The sequence below is a fragment of the Thermobifida fusca NBRC 14071 = JCM 3263 genome (assembly GCF_001592045.1).
Taxonomy (GTDB): domain Bacteria; phylum Actinomycetota; class Actinomycetes; order Streptosporangiales; family Streptosporangiaceae; genus Thermobifida; species Thermobifida fusca.
Window position 1 is genome coordinate 49232 of the sequence record NZ_BCWB01000004.1, and the last position, 19866, is coordinate 69097.

The window sequence follows — 19866 nt, forward strand, 5'->3', positions numbered from 1 at the left end:
GCGCGCCTTGCGCGGTGTCCGTGCGGCTCTCTCACCCCCAGTGCCTCTTCCTTACCCAAGCCTGCACTAACGAGCACGGCTTGGTGACAACTTGACGGTAACTCTGGCGGAACAGCCAGAACACCAACTATTTTTCCGCGGCAACATGTCCAACAGAGAGTCCGCGACCCAGATCACTGTATGTAGTGCTCTGTGTCTCAAATTGGGCTTGCCTAATTCCACCGATCGCGGTTAGCTCAAAGACCCAGACGGACTCTCCGTTTCCCGGGCGGACAGGACCGCACCTCCCGTCTGCCCACCACAGAGCTATCCCCCCGTCCGCACTCAGAGCGAGTCCATGACCAAAGAGCAGCGCCGTCCCTTCCTCCGCTGGTTGCGCCATCTGTCCGCGGAGCAGCGCGGAACGATCCGTGTGCGACTCCTCGCGTTAGCCCTCATTCCGAGCACCGCTCTGCTGATCCTCTGGATCGGTGCCACCGTCACACCAGTGGGCACCCTGCTCTCTATCAACCGAAGCACCACGTTCCTGGAGCAGGCAGGCCTTCCCGCCCTGGACGTCATCTCCGCCTTGCAAGCGGAGCGCCAGGCCGCGATGGAGCACCTGGCCCAGTCAGAGAAGAACCGCAAGGGCTCGTTGACGTCCACACTCCGCGAGGACCGGGCCGCCACGGACGCGGCCATCGAGAACTTCCGCACCGGAATCGAGGACGCCGGTCTCACCAGCTTCCCGGAGGAGACCCGCGAGCGTATCGAACGCTTCCTGGACACGCTGGAGGTGCTTCCCATGCACCGGGAAGTCCTAGACACCTCCTCCCCGGTGCGAGAAGGCGCGGCCTCCACCTACAACGAGGCCATCGAAGCCGGCCTGCAGCTGTGGGACATTCAGGAGAAACTAGTCGCCGAGGAACAGGCGCACCAGATGCGCAGCCTCGCCGCACTGCTCCGTGCTGACGAGCTGCTCTCCCAGGAAGACGGAATGCTGTCCTACAGCAATCTCGCCGGGATGTTCAACACCGCCGACCATATCGACTTCGCTGCCGCGGTCGGCGCCCAGCGCTACCTGTACGAGCAGATCGCCCCTGAACTCTCTGGGCAAGAGCGGATCGGATACGACAAGGTCATCGGAAGCGCAGAGTTCCGCACCATCCAAGCGCTGGAAAACGAGGTGATCCGGGCGGGCGCTATTTCGGGCGACCCTCCGATCGACATCGAGCAGTGGAGCGCTGCCTGGTCGAAGCTGGACGAGTCCTTGAGTGAGGTGACGGACAGCCAGATCGAGGCGCTGACTGAGCAGGCCCGGTCCGAAGCGCTGCAGCTCACCGCCCTCCTCACCCTGTTCAGCGTGGCCACCCTGGCCGTGGTGGTGGCGTCCGTGTTCTTCAGCACGCGGACCGTCACCTGGCTCAACCGCCGGCTTGGCACGCTCCGCGAAGCCACTCTGGACTACGCGCACCGCCGCCTGCCGGAGATCACTGCCCGGCTGCGCGCCGGAGAAAAAGTGGACGTGGCCACCGACGCTCCCCCCATCCCGGTGGACATCAACGACGAGCTCGGCCAGGTCACCGAGGCGTTCAACACGGCCCAACGCGCGGCCGTGGAGTCAGCCACCCAGGAGGCGAAGCTGCGTGAAGGTGTGCGCAACATCTTCCGCAACATCGCGCGGCGCGCCCAGACGCTGGTCCACCGCCAGCTCAGCCTCCTGGACTCGCTGGAACAGGCCGAAACCGACCCGAAGGTGCTGGAGTCGCTGTTCCGTATCGACCACCTGAGCACCCAGATGCGGCGCAACGCGGAGAACCTGATGCTGCTCACCGACGACCGCCCGTCCCGCAAGGCAGGCGAACCGCTGTCGCTGGCCCAGGCCGTGCGCGCCGCCTCCAGCGAGATCGAGGACTACTCGCGGATCAAGCTGCTGCCGATGCCCATGGTGCACATCAAAGGCTCGGTCGCCAACGACAGTGTGCGGATGCTGGCGGAGCTGCTGGAGAACGCCACCTCGTTCTCCCCGCCCAGTACTGTGGTGACCGTGCGTGGTGAGGCCCTGCCTCACGGCAGCTACGCTTTGGAGATCGAAGACCGCGGCTTGGGCATGCTCCCTGAGGCGTACCAGCAGGCCAACGAGCTGCTCAGCGGCAATTCCCAGCGGTTCAACCTCGCGGACATGCGGGAGGACTCCCAACTGGGGCTTATCGTGGTGGCCACCATCGCTCAGCGACACAACCTCAAGGTGACCTTGCGTCCCTCCCCCTACAACGGGACCCAGGCGATCATTGTGTTCCCGCCCGAGGCCATCGACACGACTCTGACCGCCCCACGCGCGGTCGCAGCCAAGCCAGCGCCGGCCCCCGCGGAGCTGGAGGCGCCTTCCGCGGCGGTCTCCGCCACTCCCGCACCGGCCGCCCCCGCACCTCCTCCTTCGGTGCCTTCCACTCCCAGCGCACCTGAGCCGGCGCTGGCATCCTCCCAGCCCACCGAGCCTGGATCTCCGCTCCCAGCTGCCGCGTCGGGGGACACGGCCGACACGTACAAGGGCTTGCCGCGCCGGAGACGGTCCCAGCGACGTTCCCAGCAAGCACCGCAGGCGCCCGCACCGTCCATCTCCCGGCCCGTCAACCCTGACCGATCGCTGGAGGAAATCCGGCAGATGATGAGTGCCTTCCAGCGAGGCACCCGGAGTGGACGCGCCGAAGGCAACACTGATTACCCCACCAGGGAGACACGATGACCGAGCAGACAACTTCCACGCCCCGTTCCACCTCCTCTGAACTGAACTGGCTGCTGAGCGACCTGGTTTCCCGCACTGAGGGAGCCCGCGAGGCGGTACTGCTGTCCGCAGACGGCTTGCTGCTGTCGGCTTCCGACGGCATGGATCGGGAACGCGCCGAGCGGATCAGCGCGATCGCTTCGGGCTTCTCCAGCCTGGCCCGAGGTGCGAGCAAGCAGTTGGGCGCGGCAGAGGTCCGGCAGACCGTTGTGGAGATGGACAATGTTTTCCTGTTCGTCCTCTCCGCCGGGCACGGCGCCTGCCTGGCCTTGGTGGCCGACTCCTCCTGCGATGTCGGGTTGGTCGCCTATGAGATCAACCGACTGGTGCGCCAGGTCGGTCCGCACCTGTCCACGCTGCCGCGCAACCGTCGTCCCATGCAAGGTCGGTCCGCTGAAGGGCTGTGAGCGCCATGTCCAGCTCTCCTGACGACAGCGGCCGCCTTATTCGGCCGTATTCCTTGACTCGCGGACGCACCCGCCCTTCGCGTTCGGACTTCGCGATGACCTCCCAGGTGGTGGCGGTGCCGCAGGTGGGTCAGCCCGCCGAGCTGGAACCGGAGCACCACGCGATCCTGGAGGTGTGCGCCGCACCCGTCTCAGTAGCTGAGCTGGCCTCACGTACCAAACTGCCGCTTGGTGTGCTGCGTATCCTGCTGTCCGACCTGCTTGATGGCGGATACGTCATGGTGCACGAATCGCAGTGGCAGCGTAGGCGACCGGATGTCCATACTCTGCGAACGGTCCTCGACCGCATCCGTGCGCTGTGAAAGGAGACTTCTGCATGTCCGACAGTGTCGGGCCCGTTCCCGACGCGCTGAAGATCCTGGTCGCCGGCGGGTTCGGCGCTGGGAAAACCACCCTGGTGTCCGCGCTCAGCGAGGTGGAGTCGCTCCACACCGAGGAGGTGATGACCGCTGAAAGCGTGGGCGTGGACGATCTGGACGGGGTGGAGTCCAAGACGACGACGACCGTGGCGCTGGACTTCGGTCGTATCACCTTGGACGAGCGCACCGTGATCTACATGTTCGGCACCCCCGGCCAGAAGCGTTTCTCGTTCATGTGGGAGGAGTTGGCCGAGGGGGCGCTCGGCGCCATTGTGCTGGCTGACACCCGACGTTTGGAGGACTGCTTCGACACCATCGACTTCTTCGAGCAGCGCGACATTCCGTTTGTCGTGGCGGTGAACTGCTTCAACGGGGTGCGCACCCACATGCCCGCTGATGTGCGTATCGCCCTGGACGTGGAACCGCACGTTCCGGTTCTGTTGTGCGATGCACGGGAACGGGAATCGGTCAAGCGGGTCATGGTGGAGCTCGTTTCCCACGTGCTGGAGCTGGAACTGTCCCGAGCGTGAGTGGGGGCGGCGCGGCCGCCACGACAGTGGTGGCACTGTTCGGGGAGCCGCGCCGCGAGGATCTCTCTTTTCTGCTTGCTGCTCGTCACCGGTCCAGCGGCGGTCAGTCACAACCGCAGACCCCGGTGATGGGCCCTTCTTCGTAGCGCTGTCGAGCGGTATGGACGAGTGCCGCTTCCACGATCGGGTAGATCTCGAAGTCCCGGTCCATCCGTAGCGCGGTGAGTACCCGTTGGGCTGCTGCCGAGGGTTCGGCCAGCACCATGTGACGCCCCTCCCATGTCAGTACCCGGCAGCACTCGTAGAGCGCACGCACGCCGCTGAGGTCGATGAACTGGACTTTGGACAGGTCAACGATCAGACACTGGCACTCGGACCGGTCGGTGGCGTGCAGCAGTGCCGCGCACAGTTGAGTGGCGTTGGCAATGTCGATCTCACCGCGCACGGTGAATACGACCGCCTCACCACACGGAAAAGACTCCTGGGTGTGTCCGGACACGCCGCCGCGTCCTCCCTTGTAACAACGTATTCCCTCCCCCCGTGCCCCATGATCGTATCTGGCTGGAGGACGGTGCACAGGAAGAAGCACGAAACTGAAGGAATATGTGCGGCTTTCACACACTCGAGCACAGAATTTTGTCTGTTTCGTCCGCTATCTTGCGTTTCTGCGGCGTCTTCCTGCCCGGAGAATTCTGCATTAACGCTCTTCAGAGGTGGTTTTCGGTCCTGTTATTCGGAGGACAAGGATCGCCCCTTCGAGGCTTTGCTCACCTATTGCGCCATGGTTACTCGCGGAATGGCGCATTACCTGCGGACCGTTTCAGTAACGGGAGAGCACAGCAGGGCAAGGGGAGGATTGCGGAACGGACCAGTCCCTTATCTCGCATCCGGAAAGTCTTTGCCGGGGCCGGCAGCTCCGGGCTGCGGGAGCCCGCCTGGGGTTCGTGGCCAGGGGAAGGGGCAGCGCGGCTGCCGCCGCTCTCTTCAGCCGTGTTCTCCTGCAAACGGCGCCCTTGTCCCGGTGCGGCGCGTAGGGTCGCCGCACCGGGACAAGGGCGGGCCTCATAGCCAGCCTCGGCGTTTGAAGATCGCGTACAGGGCGACGCTGACCGCCACCATCAGGCCGATCGCCATCGGGTAGCCGTACTTCCAGTGGGTTTCCGGCATCACGTCGAAATTCATGCCGTAGATACCGCCGACCACGGTAGGAGCGAACAGGATAGCCGCCCAGGAGGAGATCTTCTTCACTTCCTCACTTTGGGCGTAACTGGCTTCGGTGAGGTGTTTCATCTCCTCGTTCTGGGCCTGGCTGACCAGGGTGGCGTTGACCGCGAGAATGGAGTTGAGCAGTTGACGGAAACCGTCGACCCGTTCCGCGACCGTGGTGGCGTGGTCGGCGACGTCACGCAAGTAGCGCTGGAGTTCTTCGCTGGTGCCGTACTTGTCGAATCCGGCTTCCAGGTCGGAGAGGATGCCCAGCAGAGGGCGGGCCGCCCGCTGGAATTCGATGACTTCGCGGGACAGTTCGTAGATGCGCCGGGACACCCGGGGGTCCCGGTTGAACACCTGGGTTTCGATTTCGTCGATGTCGTTCTGCAGTCCGGCAATGACCGGTGCATAGCCGTCGACGACCGCGTCCATCACCGCGTACAGCACCGCTTCGGGGCCCAGCTTCAACAGGTCAGGGTCGTCTTCGAGACGGCGGCGTACCGCGGACAGGTCGGGGGCCTGACCGTGGCGCACGGTGATGACGAAGTCGGTGCCGACGAACAGGTAGATCTCCCCGAAGCTCACCTCTTCGGTGGTGTCGAGGTAGCGGGCTGCCCGTAGCACGACGAACAGGGTGTCGCCGTAGCGTTCGAGCTTGGGCCGCTGGTGGGCGACGATGGCGTCTTCGACGGCGAGCTCGTGCAGACCGAACTGGTCGGCAAGAGCGAGCAGTTGGGCTTCGGAGGGCTGGTGCAGTCCCAGCCAGGCCATCGCTCCTGGCTGCTGGGCGACCTGGTCGCGCAGCCGGGCCAGTTCGACTTCGCAGGGTTGGCGGCGGCCGTCGATGTAGATCGCGGCGTCGACGACGCTGGCTTCGACTGGCGGGGTGGTCGCTTCGTGGTCCCTTCGAGGGTCCATGACGTATTCGGGCGTGTCGGTGTGCGCTTTGCTTACCGAGGCAACGGGACGCAGGCTGGGCAGCCACGAACGCATACGACGTTGCGACATGGGAGCTCCCGGATGAGTTCGACGGTTCGGGATAACCGGTGGGGTGCGTCTCCACCGCAGCAAACGGGACGCACGCCACAAAGAGAGAGTTGGAGAAAAGGGCTAGGGAACTAGTGCCGTGCCCTGCGACGCCCTCCGGAGACGGGGGCGGATATCACAGCGGAAGTCTGTGTGGGCTGGAGAGAACCAGCGCGGAACGTGAGAAATGGGGCACCGCACTAGTTGGTACTAGGAGGTTGGCTCATGGTTGGCCTCACCTCCTACAGTCCACGGCCGACGGCCTCGAGTCTCGCTATGCCCAACCTTAATACGGCCCCTGTGGTAATGGGAGCTGCGCGGATTCGCTTCCGTGAGGGATGGTCCGCAGCAGCGTGCGGGACAGCGGCCCGGCGCCGCGGCGTGATCGTCAGTGGCGGGCAGTAGGGTGCCGGGGGCCGCGCTGCGCGACGTTTCCGGGACCGGTCCCCGTGCCCACCAGGAAGGATGCGGGCTGTGGCGGGCCGGTGCGCGGCGCGGCGAGCGGGGCCGTGTGCTTCCTCCTCCGGTGGAGGGGTCCGGCCTTTCTGCGCTGCGGTGTGGAATTCGCCACGCCACCCAGCAATGAAGTGATATGCGTCACAATTTTGTTTTGGTGGTTGAGGAGGCCGCTCGCTATGGACGAACCGCTCTTCTCCCCGGGCCGGGTCGAGGTCGCCCCGGGTGCCGTCCACGTTCCCGGATGGCTGGACCTGGAGGAGCAGCGCGCTTTAGTGGACTTGTGCCGCGAGTGGATGCGCGGCCCCGGCGGTATGACCCGGCACCGCACCCGGGGCGGGACCATGAGTGTCGCGATGACCTCGCTGGGCTGGTATTGGCGCCCCTACCGCTATTCGGCGACCCTGCCGGACGGCCGACCGGTGCCCCCGCTGCCCCCGGTGCTGTCCACGCTGGCGTTGCGGGGTCTGGCCGCCGCCTACGGCACGGTCCCTGCCCCGGCTCCCGCCTACGATGTTGCGCTGGTGAACTTCTATGCGGCCACAGCCACGATGGGGATGCACCGGGACACGGACGAACGCACCGATGCCCCGGTGGTTTCGGTGAGCCTGGGGGACACCTGCGTGTTCCGGTTCGGGAACACCGCTACCCGCACCCGCCCGTACACCGACGTGGAGCTGCGCAGCGGCGACCTTTTCGTCTTCGGCGGCCCGTCCCGCTGGGCTTACCACGGCGTGCCGCGTGTCTTCGCTGGCACAGCCAACCCGGCACTCGGATTGGAGTCGGGGCGGATCAACATCACCGTGCGTGCTTCCGGGCTGCCCCCGGCTGAGCGGGGCCCAGCCGGGGCGTCGTCCTCGGAAGCGGTTTGAGGGCTGCTCACCGGCGGAGCAGGTCGCGCACGTTGAGGTAGAGCAGGCTGACGACCGCCAAAGTCATCGGCACGAGGACGGTGATCCGCCAGTTGATGAGGAAGGCCGCGATCACCGCGCCCACGACGCCGAGCGCGAGGGCGAGGAAGGCCGAGCCGATCAGGAAGGTGAGGAAGCGGCGGCGGGCGAGCGCGTCGAAGGCGGCGAACAGCACGACGACGCCGACCGCGGCCAGCAGTGCCAGGCTGCCGCGCAGTACCACCATGACCACGCCCAGCGCGGTGAGCAGCAACGGTGTGCTCATCGCCGCCCACACGTGGAGGAACCGGGTGGTGTGCTGCCGGCCGGAGGCGTACGGCAGGTGGGGGGAGCGGAGGTGGGCCTGCGGCGGGGGTTCGAGGACGTCGCCGTTGGCCAGTGCGGCGCGGTGCATTTCCCGCTCGTCCACGAGGTGGGTGCGTTCCCGGTAGCGGGCGGCGAGGGAGCGTTCCAGTTCGGCGATCCGGGCGCGGTACTCCTTGGCGCGCGCTTTAGCGCTGGCGTGGCGACTCAGCACCATTTCGGCTGCGGCCAGGCGGCGCAGGGCAGCCCGCTCTTCTTCGATCTTGGCGTCGGCTTCGGCGATGCGGGCGTCGAGATCGTCCAGGTGGGCTTGGAGGCTGGCCCGCGTATCCTCGGGGGTCGGCGGGACTTTGTGGAGCCCGACCCACCACAGGGGGTCGGCCCAGGAGCGGCGGACGGTGCCGTCGCGTTCGTATCGGGGGCCGCTGGGAGCGCGTTCGCCGTCGAACCAGTCCCGGGTGTTGCGGCCCCACAGTCCGCGGTAGCCCCGGACCCAGGGAGTGGTGTCGTCGATGAGGACCGGGGTCCAGGTGCGTTCTCCACCGGGGCCGACGCGGACGCCGTCGCCGCGCGCGTAGTCAACGAAGGGCACGCCGATGCCGCGGAGGCGGCTGGAGGAAGGCAGGAAGCGGGCGGTGAAGCGCCGCCAGGCGCGCAGCACTCCCCGGAGGAAGGCGGGGTCGACTTGGATGAGGTAGTCCCCGGGGAGCATCTGGTGGGAGTGGGATCCGGCCCCGACGTAGATGATCGGGTGGTTGCCGTCGCGGTGCAGTTCCGGGTCATCCCAGCGGCGTCGCAGGTCGTCGCCGAGGTATTCGTGAGAGGAGGCGCCCACCCACACGGGGCGGTACTCCCCGTTCTCTTCTTCGACCAGGTAGACGGTGACTTTCTCCCAGTCGGCCTCGTGGTCGTTGACGCCGCCGTAGACCGACCGCCAGTCGTTCATGGCGTAGAAGAACCAGTACTGCAGGACGACGTAACCGCCTTCCCGCACGACACGGCCGTAGTAGGTGGCGGTGGTGCCGGTGTCGATGCGGTCGCGGTAGCGGGTGGCTGCGGCTGCTGCGACCCCGCCGGGGACGGCTCCTCGGATGAGGAGGGAGAGCCGCATCAGCACGTCCACGATCCGGCCGAGGACCCCGACCGCGGCGAGGCGTCCGCTTTTCGGGATGACGGGCCGTTCGCGTCTGCGGAAGCGGCGTGCTTCGGCCCGCAGCGACGATTCTTGGACGAATCGCAGGTGCTGGCGGTAGCCCGGCCATTCGGCGTCGGCGCGGGCGAGCCGGTCGAGGGTGAGTTCCCCGGCGGGGACGACTTCGCGTTCCCCGCCTTCGGGAAGGTCCAGCCACAGACTGCAGCAGCGCACGTAGGCTTCGACGTCCGTGGGGAAGAACAGCTCCCCCCGGGTGAACATCAGCACGGGTTCGTAGGCGCGCAGCAGTTCCAGGTCAGTTTTAGCGCTCATGGTCGCGCCTGACCCTAACGGATGTGTGGGGTGTCCGCGGACGTATCGGGCCTTGACTCCGTGCTCCCCTGCCCGCTACGGGCTGTTTTCGCCTCGGTGGCCTGGTACCGCTGCAGCACACACTGCGGTTACCCGGGCGGCACACCCCGCCCCGCACCGGGATGTAATGATGGTCACACTGTGACGGGGTCGGTGGTGTGGTGTCCGGCGTCGTCGGGAGCAGGGCGGTCCGGGGTGCGGTCTTCCGGCTCCCCGTCGGTGGCGTGCGGGTCTGCGCCTCCGCGTGTGCGTCCGCTGGTGCCTCTGGTGGCGCCCAGCCCGGCGGCGACCACCAGGGCCATGCCCGCCACTTGGAGGGGGACGGGGACCTGGCCGATCAGGAGCAGGCCGATGAGCAGCCCGATGGCGGGGTCGACGGAGACGAGAATGCCGAAGGTGCCGCGGTTCATCCGTTGCAGGCTCACCATCTCCAGCAGGAGGGGCAGCAGGGGGTAGATCAGTGCGAGCCCTAGGGTGGCTGCCACCAGGTGCCGGTCGGCGGCCGCCATCGCCCCCGGCAGACCCAGCGGGGCGGTGACCAGGGCGGACACGGTCATTGCGAGGGTGAGGCCGGGGAGGACGCCCAGCCGGGAGCCGACGGTCTGGGAGAAGACGATGTAGAGCGCCACGCAGACGGCCCCGCCTAGGCCGAAGGCGATGCCGAGCAGGTCGGCTTCCCCGTGCCACGGGCGGGTGAGCAGGAGCACTCCGGCTACGGCGAGGACGATCCACAGCAGGTCGCGGCGGCGGCGCAGGGCGAGCACGGAGACGGTGAGGGGGCCGAGGAACTCGATCGCGGCTGCGGTGCCGAGCGGGATGCGGTCGAGGGCGAGGGAGAACAGGAGGGTCATCCCCGCGCTGACTACGCCGAGGGCGGCGGTAGCGGCGAGATCCGACCAGGTTGCGGCCCGTGCCGCGCGGAGCAGGGGGCGCCCGCCGACGGCGAAGAGGAGGAGCGCAGCCCAGCTCAGCCGCAGCCAGGTGACTTCGAGCGGTCCCGCGATGGCGAACAGGTGCACGGCTCCCGCGCTGCCCATGTGCAGCAGGACCAGGCTGAGGACGGTGAGCAGCGGGGCTGGGACCCTCAGGTGGGCATGCCGAACCAACGAGACAAAAGAGAGGATCATCCCACCACTGTGTCTCCTGTTCTCTGTTTCCGTCCAGGCACCGTTAGTTGATGAATCGTTTCTCTTTAGCGGAAGATCTAGCGTCCACACCCGCGCTTCACCCCCACTCAGCGCAACGGAACGCAACAGAACGTCGTGCAGCGGATTGTGTTGACCTCTGTGCCAGGTTTAGCCGTACTTAAGAGGCGGTAAAAAATTGAGTTGGTGGACATCAACTTTGGTGAGCAGCTACCGGGAGGCGGCTCCGCGCACCGCGCGGACCGACCGACACACCCCTTCGATGTCCACTCGATGGCCGGTCCGCCGCGGGAGGACCCCTTGCGGACCGCAAACCTCTCGGATCCGGAGGTGCCAGCGCCTCGGACGCGGCGCGCACGGCTGTTTCGGCCACGCGACCGCGGGACGGCTGCCCCACCACGATGAGAGAGGAGAATGGTGCTGACCCAGGTTGAGCCATCGGCGACGCGAACGCTGAACCCTTTCCGCCGGACGCGCGCGATCGCCGAGCACACCCTGCGCGAGGCCAAGGACGACGTCACTCATCTGCGACTGCTCTCCCTGTTCCACGCGCTCGCTGCGTGCGAGACCGCGCTCTCCCAAGCTCCCGGCACCCTGCGGGAGAAACTGGACGCCCTCCGCACTGCCGTGGTTGACCTGGTGGGTGAGGACTGGCTCACTTCCCACCCCACCCACCCCGATGTCCGGGCGTTCCGCCGCCTCGATGACACGGCGCTCCTCAGCCGGCTCGACGAGGCGCTGTCGAACCTGTTGCGGGCGCGTTTCTTCCAGCTCGCTGCCTGAGGTCTTTCATCCGTAGAAGAAGGCGTGCGCGGGGTCGAAACATTCCGCCTTGCGCACGCCTTCTTCTACGGTTGAAGGATGGACCTGACACGGCTGAGACTGCTGGTAGAACTGCGGCGGCTGGGGACGATGACGGCGGTCTCCGAGGTCACGGGCATGGGCACCTCGGCGGTGTCCAAGCATTTGGCCGTATTGGAGCGGGAAGCAGGGGTGCGCCTCCTCGTTCCGGACGGCCGTCGGGTCCGGTTGACCCCCGCGGGGCGCCGGCTCGCCGAGCATGCGCGGGACATCCTGGAGCGCGTCGAGGCGGCGCGAGCCGAAATGGCAGGTGAAGGGCCGCCGGTGGGCCGCATCAACCTGGTGACGTTCGTCAGCATGACGGTCCCCGTGATCCTGCCCGCCATGGAGCAGTTGCGCCAGCAGCACCCGGGACTCGAGGTGCGCCTGATCGAGCACGAACCGGACCAGGCGTTGGACCTCCTGCTGAGCGGGGAGGCCGACCTTGGGCTGATCTACGAGTACACGCTGGTCCCCCGCCGCATTCCGGAAGGGCTCACCGTGCACCCGGTGGGGCGGGAACCCTTGTTCCTCGCCGAGCCGACGGCGAGCAACCCGAGCGGGGCGACCATGACGCGGGAGCGGCTGCGTGCCTTGGCCGACGCGTCGTGGATCGCCAACTCGCGCGGAAGCGACGACGACGAGCTTGTGCTCCGGATGTGCGCGGACGCGGGCTTCCGACCGCAGATCCGGCATCGCATCGACACGTTGGAGGCGCTCAGCGCGGTGGTGGCCGCTGGATGGGGGGTGGGGCTCCTGCCGAAGCTGGCTGCGTCCCCGCCCCACCCCGGGGTGGTGCATACCCCGCTGGGCGAGCTGGCGGGAGAGCGCCGCATCTCCCTGGTGGCCCGTACCGGGGCGTGGGCGTGGCGGCCGCTGCACGTCGTCGCCCACGCGATCCACCGGGCTGCCCGCCACGTGCTGGACCCGGTGGCGAGTGGGTTTTCCGAGGGGGCGGCTGCGGACGGGTCAGGCGCTGAGGACGAACCGGCCCGCGGGGACAGTGATCCGGTGCGCGGCTTCCCGCATCGCGGTGAGTAGCGGCTCGGGGTTCGCCCCGCTGCGGGTGACGGCCAGGACGTGGCGGCGCGGACCGTTGCGGACCGGACGCACCACCATGTGGGCGATCGCCATCCCGTGCCAGGCCAGCCGGGGCACCATGGACACGCCCAGTCCTGCGGCGACGAGAGCGAACGCCGCACTGAAGTCGGTGACGATGTGGGTGCTGCGGGGATGGAATCCGGCCTGGTGGCAGGCGGCGGCCACGGTGTCGAACCAGACGGTGCCGGGGGCGGACATGATCCAGTCGGCGTCGTTGAGGTCGGTGGCCAGGTCGAGTTCCATCTTGGTCGCCAGCGGGTGCTCGTAGGGCAGGACCACGTCCAGGGGTTCCACCATCACCGGGTGGAACTGGAACCCGGGGCTTCCGGTCGCGGGCAGATGCGGCGAGGACATGGTGACAGCGATGTCGATCTCGCCGGTGCACAGCAGTTCGGTGCTGTGTTCGGGTTCGGCCTGGATGACAGAGAAGTCCCAACCCGGATGGGTGTGGCGCAGCCGGGCCACGGCGGGGGCGACGAGGTTGGAGATGCCGGTGGCGAAAGCGCCTACCCGCACGGATCCGAGTGATCCTTCGGCGTACCGGGCGAGGTCGGCTTGGGCGCGCTCCAGTTCAGCGAAGATGACCTGAGCGCGTTCCAGCAGGACGCGCCCCGCCCCGGTGAGCACGAATCGGCGGTTACTCCGCTCCACCAGGGGGACTTCGGTTTCCTTGGCCAATGCGGCGAGCTGTTGGGAGACCGCTGAGGGAGTGACCCCCAGCGCTTCCGCGGTCGCCGCCACGGTGTGGTGCTCGGCGAAGGCGCGCAGCACCTGCAACCGCCGGACGTCAATCATGGGCTCATCCTATGAAATTTCCTGCTGGTGGTTTCCGTGCGCCGTGCACGGCGCTCCGCCGGGCGTACCGTGCGCGGTGCACAGTGGCGCACCGCTGCGGTGGTGCACTCCTGCCCCTGCGCGGCGCCGGGCGCCGTCGCAGGCCTGCTCAGCACGGCCACATCCGCATGCTCCTCCGGGAGGATTTGGCCACCACGGGCAGCGAGGGCGAGGCAGGGCGGCCAGCTCGGTAGCTCCGTGGCGACACCGACGACGGTCGCTGCGATAGTGCTCACATCCGGGTAACCCCGCGACTGCCGGAAAGGTTGCACCCCGCCCCGGTCTGCTGGCTGGGCGGGTTTTCCGGCAGACGGCCAGCCGTCTGGGGAGCTCGCGTTTTCCCGCTGAGCAGTGCAGACGTGATCCACTGCACGCCCACCGCAACGTTCCGTTCCTGCGCGGCGACGGAGAGAGCCCGAAGAGATCCCCCTCACACCCAACCATCTGTTAAAAATGACAAAATTTTTCTTTTAGGTACGAGGAGCATCCTTTTCCAAGCCCCGTCGCCACTCTTGCAGAAACAAGCAAGTAGGCTCATAACCAGCGCTCATACAGGCATTGAAAGGGACGATCGCCGCTGCGCGACACGCATCACCCCATCAGGAGCAGGTGAGAAAAAATGCAAACTTCGTTGGACACCAAAACCCGTTCCGGGTTTTCGGGCGTGCTGCGTTTCCGCTACATCGGTCCCTTTGAGGTAGACGAGCTGGCCGAGCTGTGGAAACCCCTCCATCAGCAGCACACGACGATCGCCTCGCACCTGGAGGACCTGCTCGGCACGGTGAGCGCGGAAGAATCGTGGCGTCGCCGCAGCCGGCGGTATGTGGAGTGGCTGTCCGAGCCGGAGACGATCGCCGTGATCGCGGAGAGCGACGGGGTCGACGTCGGCTACGCGATGGTGACCATCCGCGACGAGCACCACGGCTCGTGGGACCGCGGGGACCGGGTCGCGGTCGTCCAGACCCTGGCGGTGCACCCTGACTACTCCTTGGAGTTGGTGGGCAGCGGCCTCCTTGACGAGGTCCGTCGGCAGCTCGCCGAGACCGGTGTGCGGGACCTGGAGCTGCCTGCCGTGTCCGGGAACTCGGCGGCCATCCGCTTCTACGAAAGCCAAGGCTTCCGCCCGTTTGTGACCACGATGGTGTCGCGTATCGGAGTGGGCCCCCACGACTAAACAGCACGCAGTGAGCTGTGTGCGGCGGCCGAAGACCAGGCTGGCTTCGGCCGCCGCGGCCTGTCTACAGGAATCCCAGGAGCACCGCCGGGCTGCTTCCCCGCTGCTCCCCCGCGCCTGGCTGTGCTGCCCGGTGTGGCTGGCCCCCGCAGTCCCCCCGCAGCCGTTAGGCTCGTCGGCGTGGCCGAAACCGACTCCGCCCTGTGTAACTTCCCCGGTTGTACCCGTCCCGTCATGCGCTCCTCCTCCCCGGGACGCCCCCCGCAGTACTGCGACCTTCCCGAACACACGCGGTGGCGTGCCTGGCGGGAGCGGCAGCGCCTCCAGCAGGAGGCGCAGGCCGCACAGGAGCGGCGTGAGCAGACCGTATCCCAGCGACCGGCCGACGGGGCCGCTGCGGCCGCGGCCGCACCCGCCCACGCCGAGGCCGCCCCGGTCACCGCAGCACGGCTGCGCGCCGAAGACCTCCTGACGCGTTTCGCGGTCCAAGCCGAGCAGCTCACCGCAACCTTGCAGGAAGCCACCGCGGCGTTCACCACGATGACGGATCCTGCCGCGGCTGAGGCCCAGGTGGAGGCGGCGCGTATTGCCGCGGCCCGCCAGGTCGCCGACGCGGAAGCGGCCCGCCTGGCCGCCGAGGAGAAGCGGCGGGCAGCAGAGCGGGCCCGTCGCGCCGCGGAAGCCGACGCCCAGCAGGCCCGGGAGGCTGCCGCCTCAGCGATGGCTGCGGCGGGGGCAGCGGAACGCATGGCAGACGAGGCGATAGCCGCACGCGATGCCGCGGTCGCGGAACGTGATGCGGCGCTCGCGGAGGCCCAGTCCTGTGCCGAGGAACGCGACGCTGCCCTCGCCGACCGGGAGGCGGCCCGCATCGAAGCCCGGGAGCAGGTGGCAGCGGCGCGCGCGGAAGCCGAAGCACTCGTCGCCCAGGAGCGCAAGCAGGCCCAGCAGCGTATCGCCGACGTCGAACAGCGAGCCGCGGCCGAGCGGGCGCAGCTCGTGGCCCGGTTGGACCGGTTGCAAGAGCAGTTGACCGAAGCCGTGGCCGCCCGCCAAGCGGCGCAGGAGCACGCCGATCGGGCTGCGGAGCAGGCCCGGCAGGCCGAAGAGCGGGTGGAGCGCCTGTCGGCGGAACTCGCCCGGGTGAGCGCGGAACGCGACCGGCTCACCGACGAAGTCGCGCACATCAGGGACAGCGCCCGCGCCGAACGCGAAGCCTTCACCGCCTCGCTGGCCGAAGCACGCCAGGCCGCCGCGGAACGCCTGGCCGCGTTGGAGGAGGCGCGGACCCAGACCCTGCGGCGCGCCGAACGCGCCGAAGCGCAGCTCGACGAGGCGCTGGCGGAGCTCCGCCGCCTGCGGGCCGCGGTACCGGCCGCGCCCGCGGCCGACGACCCCCACGGGGGGCAGCCAGCACAGCCGTGACCTGTGGCGCTGCTCCCCCGCAGGGCAGGATGCCGCGGCCCGTATGCTGTCGCGGAAGCCGGCCGAGGCCTCCTACGGGGAGGGGACGAGAGCGAAGGCGCGGACCGGCATGGTGCCCATGCCGCGGACTTTCACCGGGACCGCGAAGAACTGGAATCCCTCCTCGGGAAGCTGGTTGAGCAGGCACAAGTGCTCCACCACGGGGATTCCCGCAGCCAGGAGGATCGAATGCGCGGGGCGGGCTCCCCCACTGGCCTCCGAGGTGTCGTCGATGTTGACCGAGTCGATCCCCACCAGGGTGGCTCCGGCATCCACCAGTGCCTTGGCTCCCTCCGCGGTGAGGTAGGGGTGGTCCGGGGAGCCGTAGGTTTCCGTGCGCCAGTACCGGTCCCATCCGGTGCGCAGCAGCACGGCCCGGCCGGCCAGGTCCACTCCGGCGAAAGCCTCGGGGCCGATGGCGCGGCCCGGGGCGTCGATCACCCTCCCCGGCAGCGCGGCGACCTTCTCCAGGGGCAGGTCGGCCAGGTCGGAGCCGTCGCGGTAGCGGTGGGAGGGAGTGTCCAGGTAGGTGCCCGTGTTGCCGACCATCGAGATGCGGCGGATCTCGAATTCTGTGCCTGGGGCGTAGTTCTCGTGAGAGTCCTCGAACGACAAGTGGTCGTCGATGACCGGGCCGGGAAGCCCCGGATAGGTGGTCATACCAGCCACGATCTGGTGGCTGACATCGATCAGACGCGCCATGGTGTGGATCCTCGTCTCTTCCCGATAGGTCTAGACCACTGTAGCGCGAAGGAACCTCCGGCTTTCCCCGCTGCCCGTGACCGCGCTGTTGCCCCCACCCGGTAAAGTGCCGCCCAAGCCGAGGTCAATCCCCCGCGGCTCTCCGCGGTGGCGCACGTGACAACAGAAGGGGACCGGCCGTGCCGCTGACGCTCTACGATGCCGCGAAAGCCGTTGTAGCCCCGACCACCCGGGCCCTGTGGCCCCTGCACGTGGAGGGCCTGCACCACATTCCCGCGCACGGCCCCGTGATCCTCGCCAGCAACCACTTGTCCAACCTCGACCCGCTCTTCTTGAGCGTGGTCGTGCCACGCCCCGTCGTCTTCATCGCGAAAAAGGAGCTGTTCGCCGAAGGCAACCTGGCCCAGCGGCTCTTCACCCGTGCCCTGCGTGCCGTCGGGCACGTGTCCGTCGACCGCCGCCCCGGGCAGAGCGCCCAGGAGGCAATGGACCGCAGTCTCGCCGTGCTCGCCGAAGGCAGAGTTTTCGGAATTTTCCCTGAGGGGACCCGCTCGCCTGACGGCCGCCTCTACAAGGGGCAGACCGGGCTGGCGTGGCTGGCGCTGACCTCCGGCGCCCCGGTGGTCCCGGCGGCCCTCGTGGGCACGAACCGTATCCTGCCCGCGGGGCGCCGCATCCCCTCGTTCCGCCGGATCGGGGTGCGGTTCGGGGAGCCGGTGGACCTGTCGCCGTGGGCAGGCCAGGCGGGCCGGGCTCGGGCCCGGCGGGAAGCCACTGATGCGGTGATGGCCGCGATCCAGAAACTCTCCGGACAAGAGCAGGTGCCGCGGTTCGCCGCCTCGGTCAAAGCGGAGCTCGCCCAGCAGCGGGGCCTGGCCGCATAGCCCGGCGCCACTCCCCTGCCCGCGCCCTGCAGTGGGACGGCACGGGGACGGCGGGGCCGCACCCCGCCTGGGCCATGGGTTAATCTCTGCTTGACTGGTGTGGTACTCCGGGTCGTGGCGTGCCCGGGCTCTGACGCGGAAACTCCGGGCGCGGTCCGCACGGTCCCAGGGGACGGCGCCGTGCTCTCTGCTGCGCAGCAGCCGCACCAGTGCGCTCTTCCGCCCCGTATGTCCTTCCCCGCGGGGCCTGCTCCCCATACCGACCCCGATCTTAAGGACACTACTTTTGAGCGTGGACGACGAAGGGATCTTCCGGGAACGTCCCTACCAGCCGCAGCCCCCGCCCCCTGCCCCGGGCAGCGGGCACCGTCCTGCGCCGGGGGGCGCACCCTCACACGGTTTCCCTCACAGCCCGTACCGCCTCCCTAGGGAGACTCCCGCTTCCTGGCACGTTCAGAGCGCCGGGCCCGCTCGCGGGGAGGGACCTCTCCCAGGGAGTGCGCGTCCCGCCCCAGCTCCGCGGCGGTCCCGGCGCGGCCTCCTGTTCTCCGTGCTCGCCGCGGTCCTCGTGGCGGCGCTGCTGGGCGGCGGCGTCTACTGGTACCTGTCCTCCCGCCCGGTCCCCGAAGAGACCGCTGACGCGTATGTGGCGGCCTGGACGTCGGGGGACTACTCCACGCTCGACCAGTGGGCGACCTCCTCGGAGGCGTCCGCGTTCTACACCGGGGTGGCAGAGAACCTGGGAGTGGAGTCGGTCGAGGTGACCACGGGGGAAGCGGTGGTGGACGGGGACACAGCCACTGTTCCCTTTACTGCCACGTTCACCTTGAGCCACAGCGGGACGTGGACCTACGACGGGGAGCTGCCGCTCCAGCGGATCGACGGCCAGTGGAAGGTCGACTTCAGTCCCGCAGTGCTGCACCCGGAGCTGGGTCCCGGCCAGACGTTGGCGCGCACCAACGCGTGGGGGGAGCGCGGCCGGGTGCGGGCCGCCGACGGCACCCCCGTGGACACCTCTGACGTGTCCGGGTCAATCCAGATGATCGTCGGGGAGGTCGGCCCCGCCACCGCTGAGGACGCGGCGGAGCTCGGCCCCGCCTACCAGGAGGGCGACCCGGTGGGGAAGAGCGGCATCCAGCGGTCGCAGCAGGATCGGCTCGCGGGGACGCCGACCACGGTGATCCACGTCGTCGACCAGGGGGCGCCGCCTGAAGGGGAGCCGGAGGATGCGGCGGTGGTCGGCACTATCGAAGGCAGTCCCGGCCAGGACGTCACCCTCTCCATCGACATGGCGGTGCAGCAGGCCGCGGTCGACGCCGTGATCGGACAGCGTAAAGCCACTGCCCTGGTAGCGGTCCGGCCGTCGACGGGGGAAGTGCTGGCCGTGGCGAATGTTCCAGGCGGGTTCAACCGGGCTTTGGAAGGCCAGTACGCTCCTGGCTCCACGTTCAAGATCGTCTCCTACGACGCACTGCTGGACGCCGGGATGGGCATGGACGCCACCCTGGACTGCGCGGAGACCGTCACCGTGGGAGGGTGGCCGTTCAAGAACGCGGGAGACGCCGCCTACGGTGAGCAGAGCGTCACGGAAGCGTTCGCCACCTCCTGCAACACCGCGCTGATCTCCGAGGTGGTCCACCGGTTGGACGGCGGCTCCTTGACTGCCGCGGCCGAACGGTACGGGTTCAACCGCGACCTGAGCCTCGGGGTGCCCGCGTTGACGCCGTCGTTCCCGACCCCGGACAGCGACACCCTGCTGGCTGCCGCGAGCATCGGGCAAGGACAGATCCTGACCTCGCCGCTGCACATGGCGACGATTCCCGCGGCGGTGGCCGACGGGCACTGGCGTCCCCCGGTGCTGGTCACCGACCCGGCCCCGGCGGGCCTTCCCGACCCGGTCCCGGTGCCCGCTGCCGAGCAGCTGCGCACCTTGATGCGTGCGGTCGTCACTGACGGCACCGCTAAGAACGTCGGCTTTTCCGGGGACGTGCACGGGAAGACCGGCACCGCCGAATACGGTGAATACGTGGAAGACGAGGAAATGTCCGCGCACGGCTGGTTCGTCGGTTTCGAAGGCGACGTGGCCTTCGCGGTACTCGTCGAGGACGGTGGTAGCGGGGCGAAAGCCGCCGCTCCGGTGGCCCGGCGCTTCTTGGAAGGGCTGTGACCGGGAGGCACGGCAGGCCGGCACCG

At 68.3% G+C, this 19866-nt stretch carries 17 protein-coding genes; 11 read left to right on the forward strand and 6 right to left on the reverse strand.

The features are described 5' to 3' along the window. Positions 1-337: 337 nt before the first annotated feature. Genes TF1_RS00590 through TF1_RS00605 form a run of 4 tightly spaced genes read left to right on the forward strand, consistent with a single transcriptional unit; the run spans position 338 to position 4120 of the window. Entirely contained in the window at positions 338-2725 is a 2388-nt protein-coding gene (locus TF1_RS00590) for a sensor histidine kinase (protein WP_061783514.1), read from the forward strand. After that, positions 2722-3171, forward strand: a complete 450-nt coding sequence (locus tag TF1_RS00595) for a roadblock/LC7 domain-containing protein (RefSeq protein WP_011291866.1) — start codon at positions 2722-2724, stop codon at positions 3169-3171. Before TF1_RS00590 ends, TF1_RS00595 begins: the two co-directional genes overlap by 4 nt. A gap of 5 nt (positions 3172-3176) precedes the next feature. Then, positions 3177-3533, forward strand: coding sequence for a DUF742 domain-containing protein (locus TF1_RS00600; protein ID WP_011291865.1), 357 nt, complete (start codon positions 3177-3179; stop codon positions 3531-3533). A 14-nt stretch (positions 3534-3547) separates the two neighbouring features. Then, positions 3548-4120: a GTP-binding protein gene (locus TF1_RS00605; RefSeq protein WP_011291864.1), complete on the forward strand. Its 573-nt coding sequence runs from the start codon at positions 3548-3550 to the stop codon at positions 4118-4120. 103 nt (positions 4121-4223) lie between these two features. Here TF1_RS00605 and TF1_RS00610 read toward each other — a convergent pair whose 3' ends face one another. Together TF1_RS00610 and TF1_RS00615 are read right to left on the reverse strand one after the other, a co-directional pair. Beyond that, on the reverse strand, positions 4224-4619 hold the full coding sequence (locus TF1_RS00610; RefSeq protein ID WP_011291863.1) for an STAS domain-containing protein: 396 nt from the start codon (positions 4617-4619) through the stop codon (positions 4224-4226). Positions 4620-5182: 563 nt separating this feature from the next. Next, positions 5183-6337 (reverse strand): magnesium and cobalt transport protein CorA, encoded by a 1155-nt coding sequence (locus TF1_RS00615; protein WP_011291862.1) that lies wholly within the window; start codon positions 6335-6337, stop codon positions 5183-5185. Positions 6338-6990: 653 nt separating this feature from the next. Here TF1_RS00615 and TF1_RS00620 point away from each other — a divergent pair. Further along, positions 6991-7683, forward strand: a complete 693-nt coding sequence (locus TF1_RS00620; protein WP_011291861.1) for an alpha-ketoglutarate-dependent dioxygenase AlkB family protein — start codon at positions 6991-6993, stop codon at positions 7681-7683. A 7-nt stretch (positions 7684-7690) separates the two neighbouring features. Here TF1_RS00620 and TF1_RS00625 read toward each other — a convergent pair whose 3' ends face one another. Together TF1_RS00625 and TF1_RS00630 are read right to left on the reverse strand one after the other, a co-directional pair. Then, positions 7691-9490, reverse strand: a complete 1800-nt coding sequence (locus tag TF1_RS00625; RefSeq protein WP_016188645.1) for a hypothetical protein — start codon at positions 9488-9490, stop codon at positions 7691-7693. A gap of 173 nt (positions 9491-9663) precedes the next feature. Next, positions 9664-10656 carry an EamA family transporter gene (locus TF1_RS00630; protein WP_011291859.1) on the reverse strand — a complete coding sequence of 331 codons (993 nt, stop codon included), beginning with the start codon at positions 10654-10656 and terminating at the stop codon, positions 9664-9666. A 432-nt stretch (positions 10657-11088) separates the two neighbouring features. On the opposite strand from TF1_RS00630, the gene TF1_RS00635 reads away from it, so the two are divergent. Together TF1_RS00635 and TF1_RS00640 are read left to right on the forward strand one after the other, a co-directional pair. Further along, positions 11089-11457: a hypothetical protein gene (locus TF1_RS00635; RefSeq protein ID WP_016188644.1), complete on the forward strand. Its 369-nt coding sequence runs from the start codon at positions 11089-11091 to the stop codon at positions 11455-11457. Between the two features lie 78 nt (positions 11458-11535). Next, positions 11536-12555 carry a LysR substrate-binding domain-containing protein gene (locus tag TF1_RS00640; protein ID WP_011291857.1) on the forward strand — a complete coding sequence of 340 codons (1020 nt, stop codon included), beginning with the start codon at positions 11536-11538 and terminating at the stop codon, positions 12553-12555. Here TF1_RS00640 and TF1_RS00645 read toward each other — a convergent pair. Then, positions 12484-13410: a LysR family transcriptional regulator gene (locus TF1_RS00645; protein WP_061783515.1), complete on the reverse strand. Its 927-nt coding sequence runs from the start codon at positions 13408-13410 to the stop codon at positions 12484-12486. The genes TF1_RS00640 and TF1_RS00645 overlap by 72 nt on opposite strands. A 658-nt stretch (positions 13411-14068) precedes the next feature. Between TF1_RS00645 and TF1_RS00650 the strand changes: the two genes are divergently transcribed. Further along, complete coding sequence (locus TF1_RS00650; RefSeq protein ID WP_011291854.1) at positions 14069-14623, forward strand: GNAT family N-acetyltransferase; 555 nt, start codon at positions 14069-14071, stop codon at positions 14621-14623. 234 nt (positions 14624-14857) lie between these two features. Continuing rightward, complete coding sequence (locus TF1_RS00655; RefSeq protein ID WP_049754934.1) at positions 14858-16048, forward strand: coiled-coil domain-containing protein; 1191 nt, start codon at positions 14858-14860, stop codon at positions 16046-16048. A 72-nt stretch (positions 16049-16120) separates the two neighbouring features. Here the strand turns inward: TF1_RS00655 and TF1_RS00660 are convergent, their stop codons facing one another. Further along, entirely contained in the window at positions 16121-16789 is a 669-nt protein-coding gene (locus TF1_RS00660; RefSeq protein ID WP_011291852.1) for a cyclase family protein, read from the reverse strand. A gap of 185 nt (positions 16790-16974) precedes the next feature. On the opposite strand from TF1_RS00660, the gene TF1_RS00665 reads away from it, so the two are divergent. Both TF1_RS00665 and TF1_RS00670 read left to right on the forward strand, forming a co-directional pair. Then, positions 16975-17673 carry a lysophospholipid acyltransferase family protein gene (locus TF1_RS00665; protein ID WP_038043670.1) on the forward strand — a complete coding sequence of 233 codons (699 nt, stop codon included), beginning with the start codon at positions 16975-16977 and terminating at the stop codon, positions 17671-17673. 550 nt (positions 17674-18223) lie between these two features. Next, a complete protein-coding gene (locus TF1_RS00670; protein ID WP_061783516.1) occupies positions 18224-19840 on the forward strand; it encodes a penicillin-binding transpeptidase domain-containing protein in 1617 nt (538 codons plus the stop codon). Positions 19841-19866: the final 26 nt, after the last annotated feature.